We start from the raw sequence: 13,223 nt of genomic DNA on the forward strand, positions 1-13,223 counted from the left end.
ATATGTACAAGTGCCTTCCATCTGATCGCGTTGCCTTCCGCACAGCCCGCGGTGGGCCTAGTTCAAAGGAGCACTTGATGTCATCATTCGCAAAAAAAGCAGTCGTGGCCGCCGTTCTGGGCAGCTCGGCATTGGCTTCAAACGCAGCCCCCACCGGTGCGGCGGAGGTCGAAAAACCTGTCGTTGTGCTTGTGCATGGCGCGTTTGCCGATGGATCGGCATGGAACAAGGTCATTCCACTCCTTCAAAAGGAGGGATTGAAGGTTGTTTCCGTACAGAACCCGCTTACATCGCTGGCCGATGATGTCGCAGCCACACGGCGCGCATTGGACATGCAGACCGGCCCCGTCGTTCTGGTTGGTCACTCCTGGGGCGGTGTCGTCATCACGGAAGCTGGCCAGCATGAGCGCGTCAAATCGCTGGTTTATGTCGCTGCATTCGCTCCGTCGAAAGGACAGTCGGTTGCAGGTTTGTCCAAGGACTATCCGGTTCCCTCAGGCTTCGCACATATCATCGCGGACAAAGAGGGCTTCCTGACACTCAGCTCTGAAGGGATCGCAAACCACCTTGCCCAGGATCTTCCGGTGGAAGAAACACGGCTGATGGCGGCCACGCAAGGTCCCGTGCGCGGTAAGAATTTCGAGGAGGAAGTGAGCAATGCGGCTTGGAAGACGAAGCCTTCATGGTACATCATCAGCGAGCAGGACCGCATGATTCAGCCGGATCTACAGAAGGCGATGGCAACGAAAATCTCAGCTCACGTCGTGAGCTTGGCGGCAGGACACACGCCACAGCTGTCACAGCCTGCGGAAGTCGCCAAGGTGATTCTGGCAGCCACGTCAGATTTGTCGAAATAACGGTAGGCGATGCGCGCTGTTATCAGCGCGCAGCCATTAACCTATATGCCGCCCTTCGTCAGCGCAGTGTGGTCTGCGCTCACGGATCGCATGCTTGATCACGTTGCGACGGTGTTGATCAGGACCTACGTCAGTTGAATGGCAGCCATCCCGCAACAGTCGCCGCTTCAAGAAGCCATGTGATGGATAAATGCTCATATTTAATAATGGCTTAGTAAGCGATTTTCAGATCGCAGAAACGATCTAACATCGGCGCAGAATGCTTCGCCATCTGCAGTCAAAGGGATCATGATCGCCTTAAATGCCAGCTAGCCACTTCACTCATAGCTTAAAATTGCACAGGTACTCGATAACGATGGTCGGTTCAGTATCTTGGCGCCAACATCGACAACATGCCGAACCATAAAGGTCGTACAAATCTTCGCGGCCGCCAGATCAATTGGACCTCGCCCCACTCCTTGATCATCAGTGCCATGAAGAGCGAGAAGTTGTTCAGTTGAGCCCAAACTCTCTCTGCAGCCACCTATGTCAAACCAGGATAGATCCGAAGACGGCTTGGACGAACTCCTTCAGTGGACGATTACTTTTCTCGGCTTTCATGCGCACCAAGGCACCCTCCCAACTATTCAGCAGGAACCGAGCAAGCAGCGAGGCGGGAAGTTGATTTTTCATCGCGCCAGTCCGCTGCGCTTGCACTATGCATTTTTCAAGAAGGCCGCTCCATGTTTCAAAATGCTCCGCGAGCCGGCCGCGCATCGCCGCACTTTGGTCGGCGACCTCTAGGCTGAGATTTCCGAGCATGCAGCCGCCGGCATATTCGGCGGCCTCGTAACCCTGCATTCTCTCTTCGAAGTAGGTCTGCAGACGCTTTAGCGGTGGGACGTTACCATCACCAAGGAGCGCATGCAGTTCGGGCAGACCTTTTTCAAAGTAGAAATCGATAACCTGCTCTCCGAATGCTTCCTTGCTTTCGAAATGGTTGTAGAACGACCCCTTGGGCAATCCTGCTTCGTCGACAATGTCCTTGATCCCGCTTGCGGTGTATCCCGCCTCGTGAAACATCCGCATTCCCGCCCGGATCAGGTTGTCGCGCGTATTCGGATTGGGCTTCGGCCCACGAGGTGCTGCAGGTTTTTGCGTTTGCACGGCGGCGCTCCATTTCAAGAATATGACCGGTCGTCTTTTATTTCGGCGCTCATGGACCGCCTGTCAAGATTGCCATACCGGCCGCCTCTGCCTATGGCTTGACTAATTCAAGACGACCGGTCATATTAAATTAAGTCGACAGCCTTCAAGGTACGTTCCCCGTCGAAACCGCTCCGGCGCCTCCGCGCCTGCACAAAGGATTTCTCGTCAATGCCTTCTCTCTTTTCGCCTCTTAAACTGGGCCAATACGAGCTTGCCCATCGTGTCGTCATGGCGCCGCTGACCCGCATGCGCGCCGGCCTCGGAAACGTGCCGAACGAACACGCTCCGAAATATTACAGTCAGCGCGCATCCGCGGGCGGGCTGATCATTGCTGAGGCGACCCAGATCACTCCTTACGGCCAAGGCTATCCGCAAACGCCGGGCATCCATTCCCCTGAGCAGATCGAGGGCTGGAAGAAGGTCACTGATGCTGTTCATGCCAAAGGCGGCATCATCTTCCTGCAGCTTTGGCATGTCGGGCGGTCATCGCATTCGAGTTTCCAACCGAATGGCGAACTGCCGGTCGCACCGTCGGCGATTGCGATTACCGGCCAGACATCGCTGACACCCGAATGGAACCAGGTTCCTTACGAGACGCCGCGGGCGCTCGAACCGGGTGAGATCTCCGGGATCATCGAGGCCTATCGCGAGGGCGCGCGCAATGCCTTGGCAGCCGGGTTCGACGGCGTGGAGCTGCACGGCGCCAATGGTTATCTGATCCAGCAGTTCCTGGACGACAGCTCGAACAAGCGCACCGACATCTACGGCGGATCAATCGAGAACCGCGTCCGTCTGCTTGCCGAAGTGACAGCCGCACTGATCGACGTCTGGGGTGCGGATCGCATCGGTGTCCGCCTTTCACCGTTTGGCACCTACAACGACGTGGGCGACAGCGATCCGGTCGGACTCTACGGCCACGCCCTTTCGCGCTTGAGCGAGTTGGACATCGCCTATGTCAGTCTGATCGAGGCACGTGCAGTGGCAGGGATGGAGATCGATGCGCCCCAGGCCGTCGATCAGCTTCGCTCTTTCTGGCGCAAGCCCTTGATCCTCGCCGGAGGCTTCACCGGCGGCTCGGCTGATGAGGCCATCCGCGCGGGCCGGGCCGATGCTGTCGCCTTCGGACGACAGTTCATCGCCAACCCCGACCTACCTCGTCGACTGCAGATCGGCGCCTCGCTCAATCCCCACGACCGCTCGACCTTCTACGGCGGTGGTGCTGCCGGTTATGTCGACTACCCGGCGCTTGACGCCACGCAAGCAGCCGAGTGACGGCAAGCCTGGCCAATATCATCCGTCACCAGCAGCAGAACATCATCTATTCCGGAGAAACACCAAATGCACATCGTTCTCTTAGCTTCAACCGGTCGCGCAGGCCGCACGATTCTCGCCGAGCTTGTAAGCCGCGGACATCAGGTGACGGCAGTTGCCCGCGACCTCGGCAAGCTTCCCGCAGACCTTCCCGAAACCGTAAAGATCGTCCGCGACGATCTAGGCAGCGCGGACAGGATCGCGGAAATCGTCGCGGGGTCGGATGCCGTCGTCAGTGCCTACGGCCCTCCGCGCGACGATCCCAGATTCACATCGGATGAGAATTATACCGACCTGCTGCCCGACACCGTCAAGCGCATCATCACGGCGGTTCGAAAAGCCAAGGCCCCACGGCTCATCGTTGTCGGCGGAGCCGGTTCTCTCGAATTTTCGCCCGGTGTCACCGTACTCGACTCCGGCCATTGGCCGAAGCCATTCATCCCGATCGCCCGATCGCATGTAAAAGCCTTTGCAGCCCTACGGGCATCCGACATCAATTGGACCTATTTCAGCCCTCCGATACTGATCGATCTTGGTGATCGCACCGGCAAGTTCCGTCTCGGTGGCGATAATCTCATCAAAGACGAACAAGGGAAAAGCTGGGTCTCCTTCGAGGACTATGCCATCGCCCTTGTCGACGAACTCGAAAAGCCGGTGCACGAACGAGCCCGATTTACGATCGGGTATTGAAGGAAGACCATGGTCTTAACGTTTGGGCCGCCGGAGATCGAACGTGGCCCAACCCGCTTCCCTCACGAAATGAACCACGTCGCTTAGTTTGCGAAGCAGCCTTCGTAGTCCTGATTGGCCGACTTCCACAATGACCTCTTCGAGAGAGAACCAACGCATCCTCCGTGACGCTTTTCGGGATAGGCGACGCCATGACGACCTCCTGCACGGCCAATAAAGGCTCAATTCCGCGGCAGCAAAGACCGGTCGGCTCAATCTGAGTTTTCTAGCGCCGGAATGGATGACGCTACGGACAAGCTTCCATGACGCCCGATCACCTTGGCACGCTCGCGGCGTGGACAATTGATCCACGCCGCGGGCGAAATCGTCAGCGGTAGAACAGATACTTGACCAGCGCAGCGATCGCCAGCACGACGAGGATGATTGCGAGCAGGCCCGCCAGGCCCATGCCCCACATCATGCCGCCCCCCATCACTTCATTCATCATCGCATCCTCCTTTCATTCGGCTGCCTCGAGACTGCGCCCGTCTGCTTCGGCGAAGCGATCCTCGGAGGACGCGATCGGCAGCCGCCATCCCTTGATGAGACCGTAGACGGCCGGAATGACGATCAACGTCAGCAGCGTCGACGACACCATGCCGCCGATCATCGGCACGGCGATGCGCTGCATGATCTCCGAACCGGTGCCCGTCCGCCAAAGGATCGGTACAAGACCGGCCATGATGGCGACGACCGTCATCATCTTCGGCCGGACGCGTTCGACCGCGCCGACCATGATGGCCCTGTTGAGATCCGATTTCGAAAACGAACGCCCTTCCCTTGCGCAGGTGTCGCGCTGCTCCTTCATGGCGTGGTCGAGGTAGATCAGCATGATCACCCCCGTCTCTGCCGCCACACCCGCAAGCGCGATGAAGCCGACGGCAACAGCCACCGAGGCGTTGAAGCCCATCCACCACATCAGCCAGATGCCGCCGACAAGCGCGAATGGCAGCGACAGCATAACGATCATGGTCTCGGTCAACGCCTTGAAATTCAGGTAGAGCAGCAGGAAGATCAGCGCCAGCGTTAGCGGCACGACGATCGCCAGTCGTGCTTCGGCGCGTTGGAGATATTCGAACTGACCGCTCCAGGCGACGGAGTAGCCTGGCGGCATCTGCACCGATTTCGCCACCGTCCGCTGCGCCTCTGCGACGTAGCCGCCGAGATCACGCCCGGCAATGTCGACATAGACATAGACGGCGAGCTGGCCGTTTTCAGTCCGGATCGTCGTTGCCCCACGCGTGAGCTTCACGTCCGCAACTTCTCCGAGAGGAACGGTGCCACCGCCCGGCAGGGAGATCTGAACGTCCCTTGCGATTGCCTGCGGGTCGCTTCTGAGCGCTCTTGGGTAGCGCACCGCCACACCATAGCGCTCACGACCCTCGACGGTCGACGTCACGACCTCGGAACCTAGCGCCATGCCGATGACACTCTGCACGTCGTTTATGGTCAGGCCATAGCGGCCAAGAGCAGTCCGGTTGGGAACGATGTCGAGATAGTAACCTCCGATCACCCGCTCGGCATATGCGCTCGATGTCCCTGGGATGCCCTTCAGCACACTCTCGATCTGGCGCGCGATTCTTTCCATCTCGGCGAGATCGGTGCCGTAGACCTTGACGCCGACGGGTGTGCGGATGCCGGTCGAGAGCATGTCGATGCGCCCGCGGATCGGCATGGTCCAGGCATTGGAAACGCCTGGGAATTGCAAAGCAGCGTCCATCTCCTGTTTCAGGCTATCGATGGTCACGCCTGGTCGCCATTCCGATTTTGGCTTCAGCGTGATGATCGTCTCGAACATCTCCGTCGGTGCGGGATCGGTTGCCGTCAAGGCTCGGCCCGCCTTGCCGAAGACAGTCTGCACCTCCGGGAAGGACTTGATGATCCGATCCTGGGTCTGCATCAGTTCACCCGCCTTGGTGACCGAAATGCCGGGCAAGGTGGTCGGCATATACATCAGCGTGCCCTCGTCGAGATTGGGCATGAATTCGCTGCCGATATGCTGGGCTGGCCAGGCCGTCGCAGCAAGGATTGCGAGCGCCGCCACGATGGTCAGGGTTTTCACCTTGAGGACACCGGAAATGACCGGTCGATAGATCCAGATTAGAAGCCGGTTCACCGGATTCTTCTGCTCGGGCACGATATGTCCCCGGACGAAGAGCACCATCAGCGCCGGCACCAATGTCACCGAAAGCAGCGCGGCGGCGGCCATCGAGAAGGTCTTGGTGAAGGCGAGCGGACCGAAGAGACGGCCTTCCTGCGATTCCAGAGTGAAGATGGGCAGGAACGACACGGTGATGATCAGCAAGCTGAAAAACAACGCCGGTCCGACTTCGCTTGCGGCCTCGACCAGGATCTCCACCCGCGGTTTGTCGGGCGGTGCCCGCTCCAGATGCTTGTGGGCATTCTCGATCATGACGATGGCGGCGTCGATCATCGCGCCGATGGCGATCGCGATACCGCCAAGGCTCATGATGTTGGCGCCCAGTCCCAACAGCCGCATGGCGATGAAGGCAATCAGGATGCCGACGGGCAGCATGATGATGGCGACCAGCGCACTACGGACATGCAGCAGGAAGGCGATTGTCACCAAGGCGACGACGATGGATTCCTCCACCAACGTGCCCTTGAGCGTTTCGATGGCGGCCTCGATCAGCGTCGAACGATCGTAGACAGGCACGATGTCGGTACCCGGCGGCAGGCTGCCTTTGATCTGATCCATGCTCTTCTTGGCATTGTCGATGACGGTCAGCGCGTTCGCGCCGAAGCGCTGCAACACGATGCCGCCGGCCACCTCACCCTCGCCGTTGAGCTCGGTGATGCCACGCCGTTCGTCTGGGACCAGCTCGACCCTGGCCACATCGCCAAGGCGCAATGGAACGCCATTCTGGCTTTTCAGAACGATGTTCTCGATATCCGGAATCCCCTTCAGGTAGCCACGACCGCGCACCATGAACTCGAATTCGGATAGTTCGATCGTCCGGCCGCCAACGTCCGTATTGCTGGCCCGGACAGCATTGGCGACATCGTTGAGCGACACGCCTTGCGCCTTGAGACGGGAAGGATCGACCACGATGGAATATTGTTTGACAAAGCCGCCGACGCTGGCGACCTCGGCCACGCCTTCGGACTTCGACACGCCGAACCGCACGACCCAGTCCTGCAGCGATCGCAGTTCGGCAAGCGACAGCTCCTTGGCGACGAGAGCATATTCGTAGACCCAGCCGACACCCGTCGCATCCGGCCCAAGCGTGGGTGTGACGCCCTGCGGCAGGCGGCTTGAGGCGGCGTTCAGATATTCGAGCACGCGGCTGCGCGCCCAGTAAGGATCGGTGCCATCGTCGAAGATGACATAGACGAAGGAAACACCGAAGAAGGAGAAGCCGCGTACGACCTTCGACTTCGGCACCGTCAGCATCGACGTGGTCAGCGGATAGGTGACCTGGTCTTCGACCACCTGCGGGGCCTGTCCGGGATATTCGGTGTAGACGATCACCTGCACGTCGGAAAGATCGGGAATGGCATCCAGCGGCAGCGATCGCAGCGCATAGATGCCGCCGGCCACCGCGAGTGCCGCTCCGACCAGGATGAGGACGAGATTATGGGCGGACCACGAGATGACGCGTGCGATCATGGCTTGGCCTCCTCAGTCATGGCGCTGAGCGCCGAGTTGAGATTGCTTTCGGCATCGAGCAGGAAGTTGGCGGAGACGACGACCGTGTCGCCGGCTGCGATGCCGCGGCGAATTTCGGTCCTATCGTCACCGCGCACGCCAAGCTTGACGTCCTTCGGCTCGAACCGACCCTCTCCCTTGTCCAAGAAGACAACCTGACGGTCACCCGTGTCGATAATCGCACCGTTGGGCACCGCGACCACCGGTTCTTGAACTCCGGCCTCGATCGCAACATCGGCATACGTGTTGGCAAGCAGGGTGCCGTCTGGATTGGGGAGTTCTATACGCACCTTGGTGGTTCGCGTCTGCGTCTCGACCTCGGGATAGACGAGATCGACTGTGCCTTTGGACACCATGCCAGGAAGACTGCGAATTTTGACCTCGGCTTGGGCGCCGACCCGCACGGAAGCGAGGTCGTACTCCGGAACATCGGCGATCACCCAGACATGGGAAATGTCGGCGATGCGGAACAGGATATCGCCCGGTTTTGCCATCATGCCTGTTGTCGCAACGCGCTCAAGGACAATGCCGTCGCGCGGCGATGTGTAGGTCATGCTCGTCGGCACCTGATGCGTTCGCGAAATCGTATCGATGACCTCCTGTGGCACGCCGAGATTCCTCAGCCTCAGTGCGGGTCCGGCATCCTCGCTGCCGCGGCTTGCAGCATATTCCGAAGCCGCAGTGGCGATGTCCTTCGAGTAGAATTGGAAGAGCTTCTCTCCCTTGAAAATGTGATCCCCCGTCGTGACGTTGGCGACATCATCCAGGAAGGTGTCCGTTCGCATCGAGACGACGCTGACGCGGCGTTCATCAAGCGCCACCGTACCGGGGATCTGTATCCTGCGGCCGATACTTGCCAACTCTGCAACGGCCGTCTTCACGCCGGTGCGCTGCAGCTTGCCGAGCGAAACCTTGACGGTGGAGGCATCCGCCTGCTCGCCCTCGTAGACGGGAATGTAGTCCATCCCCATCGAGTCCTTTTTCGGCGTTTTCGAGGTGTCGGGCAGGCCCATCGGGTTCCGATAGTAGAGGATGCGGCCTTTGCTGGTTTCTGCCCGAGTTCCGGCATCCGCTACCTTTATGGAGGTGGCGGACGCCTTGGGCTTGTCGTTTGCCACCTCTGCTACGCCCGGCTTGGCGACCGGATTTGCATTGAAGGATAAATCTTCGCTCTCGTGGACGGCGAGGAAATCCCGGCCGTCCGGCGTTTTCTTCGGCTTTGCCGAATAGGCAGGGTGGCCATCCGGATCGCGATAATAGATGATCGGCCCCGATCCGACCGCTGTTGTCGTCGCAGCAGCCGCGACGCTTTCAACGTCGACGGTCGAGCGAAACCATGCAAGGTCAGGCAGCGCGACACCACGCTGCCCGGCCCAAAGGCCCCCTGCCCCCGCCGCCAGCATGGCGACGAGGGTGAGCCCGGTGCGACCGGCTTTTGTCATGGGACGGCCTTGAACTCGAGCTTGTTTTCAAGGCTGTCCGCCTCGCCCTGGAGCTTGGCGCCGAGCGACAAGCGCCAGCCGCCAGCCATCGGAATCTGCGCCTTGAACCGGTAGACGCCGGGCTCGACCGACGGCAGAGCCTCGATCGGCTCGGCCATCATCTCCATGCCGTCGGGCGCCATATCGACACGCTGCGCGAAGATCACCGCGTCGGGAACGAGCTTGCCGGAGCGCTTGTCGACAAGGCGTACGGCAATCTCCGCCGCGCTGCCCGGCTTGATCTCGTTTTTGACAAGCTGGAACTCATAATCCTGGATTTGAGCCCAGGCTGGGGAGGACAGGCCTGTAAAGGTCAGGCCGATTAGCGCTGCGGTGGCCGCAGGCTTCAAGGTGAAAAGCGTCATTGTTGGTTTTCCCAAATTCATCGTTGTTTCGTGCAAATGCACGGGATGGCTATGGCGCAAAGCCACGCCTTCACCGCTCGGCTCGGCCGAACGGCTCTCAAAGTCCGAAAGGACACGATGAATTCAGGTTCGCGGAGGTCGGTCCGGCGGTGCGCCGATCGTCGGATCCCGCATCCGATCCCGGTACGGATTGACATCGGCGCCACGATCAAGACGAAACAGGGCAAACTCCCCGTGTACAAAACCCGGAACGCATTTGGCCATGCAAATGGTCGCGAGCGGACAGGATTTCTGGCAGTCGGGAAGAGGCTGTTTCTGATCCGGGCAGCACGGCATGGTGTCGGGCATTGCCGCCATGTCCATCGACGGTGTCATCGCTTTGGACATCATAGCTTCAGCCGCCGAAGGCACAGCCATCGGAGCGGTCAGAAAGCCCAAGATCGCAAGGATCGAGAGCAGAGGGGCAATAAGGGACCAGAGTCTCATAGCCACAAGGCATGACATATTGTGCACCACGGGGAAAGGCGGGCTATGTTCACGTTTTCGACAGATCGCGGCAACATCTCATTATTTCCGGCACGGCATCATGTGCGCCTTGATGGATCCGAACCGCGGCTTCCTGCAAATTTTTAGCTTCATTGGCGCATTTCCGCTCATATCCCTGGGTAGTTAGCGCTCGCCCCAAGTTTGGGACGCTCTGAATAGCCCCAAGTTTCGTAGACACCCTTGGGTTAGATTTTCTGGTGCCTCTCGAACTCGACGGGTGACAGCGTCCCGTTCCTGACGTGTTTGCGGTTCGGGTTGCAGAACATCTCGATATGATCGAACACGTCTTCCCGTGCCTCATCGCGTGAACGGTAAACCCGGCGGCGTATCCGCTCTCGCTTCAGAAAATTGAAGAAGCTCTCTGCGACTGGGCTGTCATGGCAGTTTCCGCGTCGGCTCATGGGATGAGCCAGATTGTGGTGCTTCAGGAACGATACCCAGCCCATGCTGGTGAACTGGGAGCCTTGGTCCGAGTGGATCAACACCTTACTAAATTCAAACTGGTGGATATGACGCGCGTGGGACGGCCGGATCAGAGCCAAAATGGAGCGGTAATCAGAAGTATGCAAGCAAGCACCACAGCGATAACCGCCAAGGCGCTTTTCCATTCTGGCTCGATATGAGGAGCATCCTCATTCATCTCAATCATCCCTTTACGTATCCAGACTGTAGCCATGAAACGGCGACACTTGCGCTAGCTGCCACCTGGTTGGACATCAAAGACTTTCAATTTTTCGAGCGCCTTTTGCAGAGCAGTGAGTTGTTCCGGCGTCCATTTCGGGCTGTTGTCGCCGGTGGCCTTCCCGCCTTTACCCGCCGGCTTGAGCAGAGAAAAACTTCCCTTGCTCAGATCGGCACTCGCTACGTTTTTGAACGTAACGGTAATAGTGTTCCCGCGATTGGCACTGGAACTTTGATCATGCTCAGCGCTTGCGCCGAATGTGCCGCCTGCAGCGCCAACCGGTATATCCGCGACATTCAATTGAACCTTGCCGCTATCTGCCGCGGTGACGGCGATTGCAAACTGGACTTGTACCTCATCGACCATCATGCCGATCTTTTCTTTGCCGGCATATTTGTGCTGCAGCTTGTGAAGAGACGTCGCAACGTCATTGAGGGCAGTATCGAGCGAGATGTCACTTGGCTTTGCCACTTGCGCAGGCGTGAAACTGGCGCAACTCGCCAATACTGACGATATCAGCGTTAAAATAGAAAACGCTTTGCGCATGACTGTTCCCCTGGTTGAGAAAACCATCATCGCTGCGCGACGCATTTAGTCCATCGCCACAAAAGGCGGTGTTTCTACCACTCTAAGACAATAGATGTTTTCATATGGACCACGCGAAATTCTTCGACGCGGTCGACGCCGAAAACAAGAAGGCGATCGAGCTGACAGTTACCGAGTTGAACATGTCGTCGCGTCCCTCGGCGGCAAGCTGGATACCGCGATCTGCGGACGCAACCGTTTTTAGAAATACATTTCATCCGGTAGGATTCGAAGCGGCCTTTACCGTTTCGATCGTTTGTCTAGCGTCCGGTCAGCGAAATTTGCAGCTCGGATAGGCTTCCGCGACTCGCCTCACGAAACCGGGCTAGATACCGCCTTGGATTATCCGTAACAGGGCTCTGCAGCGGGCTGCAACAGACCGCTCGGTGACGTTGGTAATGCTGAGCAAGAGACCACTCTGCGGATTTGGCCCTTGGTACCAGGGCGAGATCGGCAGGGCACCAAAGCCAGCAAGCTGCGCTCTCTCCGCAATGGCGACATCATCGGTACCCGCCGGAAAAAATAGCCTGACGGAAAGCCCTCCTTCGAATTCGTACCTCACGGAAGGAGGGAGCTCTTCGCGCAATGTCGAAACTAAAAGCGTCTTTCTGGCAAGGTATAACGTCTTCATTCTTCGAAGGTGACGCAGATAGTGGCCACCCGCGATGAAGTACTGGAGCGCCTGTTGGGCGATCAGGGATCCTGCCGGCGTCAGGTGCGCGACAAATTTGCTAAAGCGGCCTATCAGGTGTTCGGGCACGACGAGATATCCCATTCGCAGGCTGGGATTGATGGTCTTGCTGAAGCTGCCAACATGGAAGACACGGCCATCATGATCATCGCCCGCCAGCGCCGGTATCGCCCGGCCCGTCAGCTGCAGTTCCCCTGCATAGTCGTCTTCAATTATCCATGCGTCCGTCTGGCGCGCCCAGTTGAGAAGATCCATTCGCCTGTCTGGCGCCAACGGCATGCCCAGAGGCGATTGCTGGCCCGGCGTGACAATCGCGAGCTTTGCTTCGCCATTCATCATGTTCGGTGACACGCAAATGCCGAACGGATCGACAGGAACCGGTACCGGCGTGATGGCAAGTTCACGGAGCGCCTGGCGGGTTCGCGGGAAACCCGGGTCTTCAACGAACACCTTTTGTCCATGAAAGCCCATTGCGCTCAGGACGATGAATAAACCGCTGCTAAAGCCAGAACTTATGAAGACCCGATCGGCGTGGCAGGAGAGCCCGCGCGCCAATGTCAGATAGCCTGCGATCTCCTGGCGGAGGGCGTAAAGGCCGCGCGGATCGGGCTGGATCATCGGGCGCGACAGATCGGCGGTCATCGCCTTGCGCCAGGCATTGAACCAGGCCTTCAGCGGAAACTCGTCTTGCGCCGGAATCCCCCCCTGGAAATATTGGGGTCTCGCTCGGAAGTCGTAAAACATCCCCGGCTGCTGTGTATTCGTCTCGACCTGGTCAGTCTGAAGCGACGGAGGGGACGAGGTCACCCACGTTCCGGTCGCACCGCGTGTAATGATGAGCTGTTCGTCCTTGAGGAGATCGTAGGCTCTCTTGACCGTTCCGCGCGATACGCCGAGCTGAGAAGCCAGATCCTGCCAGGACGACAGTCGGGCGCCTGGAGCCAGCGAACCGCTGAGAATAGCCTCGCGCATGCCGCGATAGATCTGCTGCGTGATAGAAACGGTCGACCCACGGCTGATCGCCGGAGGGTAGCTCTCACTCATCCGGTACAAAGCCTTTCAACATTCTTGGTTATATAAAAATAGCCGAACTTTTTTCATGCTGCCGCGCAACCTGA

10 protein-coding genes are annotated in these 13,223 nt (G+C 58.7%); 3 read left to right on the forward strand and 7 right to left on the reverse strand.

Annotated features, from left to right (window positions below):
- Positions 1-77 precede the first annotated feature (77 nt).
- Positions 78-857: an alpha/beta fold hydrolase gene (locus AC13Q5_RS23530; RefSeq protein WP_488503332.1), complete on the forward strand. Its 780-nt coding sequence runs from the start codon at positions 78-80 to the stop codon at positions 855-857.
- Between the two features lie 528 nt (positions 858-1,385).
- On the opposite strand, the gene AC13Q5_RS23535 is transcribed toward AC13Q5_RS23530, so the two are convergent.
- Positions 1,386-2,003 (reverse strand): TetR/AcrR family transcriptional regulator, encoded by a 618-nt coding sequence (locus tag AC13Q5_RS23535; protein WP_488503333.1) that lies wholly within the window; start codon positions 2,001-2,003, stop codon positions 1,386-1,388.
- A 210-nt stretch (positions 2,004-2,213) separates the two neighbouring features.
- Between AC13Q5_RS23535 and AC13Q5_RS23540 the strand changes: the two genes are divergently transcribed.
- Both AC13Q5_RS23540 and AC13Q5_RS23545 read left to right on the forward strand, forming a co-directional pair.
- Positions 2,214-3,317, forward strand: a complete 1,104-nt coding sequence (locus AC13Q5_RS23540; protein WP_488503334.1) for an alkene reductase — start codon at positions 2,214-2,216, stop codon at positions 3,315-3,317.
- Positions 3,318-3,383: 66 nt separating this feature from the next.
- A complete protein-coding gene (locus AC13Q5_RS23545; protein ID WP_488503335.1) occupies positions 3,384-4,046 on the forward strand; it encodes an NAD(P)-dependent oxidoreductase in 663 nt (220 codons plus the stop codon).
- 499 nt (positions 4,047-4,545) lie between these two features.
- Here AC13Q5_RS23545 and AC13Q5_RS23550 read toward each other — a convergent pair whose 3' ends face one another.
- From AC13Q5_RS23550 to pdxR, 6 genes are all read right to left on the reverse strand, one after another.
- Entirely contained in the window at positions 4,546-7,716 is a 3,171-nt protein-coding gene (locus tag AC13Q5_RS23550; RefSeq protein WP_488503336.1) for an efflux RND transporter permease subunit, read from the reverse strand.
- The gene (locus AC13Q5_RS23555) at positions 7,713-9,197 is read right to left on the reverse strand and encodes an efflux RND transporter periplasmic adaptor subunit (protein ID WP_488503337.1); all 1,485 of its coding nucleotides are present in this window, start codon (positions 9,195-9,197) and stop codon (positions 7,713-7,715) included. The genes AC13Q5_RS23550 and AC13Q5_RS23555 overlap by 4 nt, the downstream gene beginning before the upstream one ends.
- Entirely contained in the window at positions 9,194-9,601 is a 408-nt protein-coding gene (locus AC13Q5_RS23560) for a FixH family protein (RefSeq protein WP_488503338.1), read from the reverse strand. Before AC13Q5_RS23560 ends, AC13Q5_RS23555 begins: the two co-directional genes overlap by 4 nt.
- A gap of 731 nt (positions 9,602-10,332) precedes the next feature.
- Entirely contained in the window at positions 10,333-10,755 is a 423-nt protein-coding gene (locus AC13Q5_RS23565) for an IS3 family transposase (protein WP_488503339.1), read from the reverse strand.
- Positions 10,756-10,841: 86 nt separating this feature from the next.
- Positions 10,842-11,375 carry a hypothetical protein gene (locus AC13Q5_RS23570; protein ID WP_488503340.1) on the reverse strand — a complete coding sequence of 178 codons (534 nt, stop codon included), beginning with the start codon at positions 11,373-11,375 and terminating at the stop codon, positions 10,842-10,844.
- Positions 11,376-11,739: 364 nt separating this feature from the next.
- A complete protein-coding gene (gene pdxR, locus AC13Q5_RS23575; RefSeq protein ID WP_488503341.1) occupies positions 11,740-13,149 on the reverse strand; it encodes a MocR-like pyridoxine biosynthesis transcription factor PdxR in 1,410 nt (469 codons plus the stop codon).
- Positions 13,150-13,223: the final 74 nt, after the last annotated feature.

The sequence above is a fragment of the Martinezella sp. CNPSo 3964 genome (assembly GCF_057784375.1).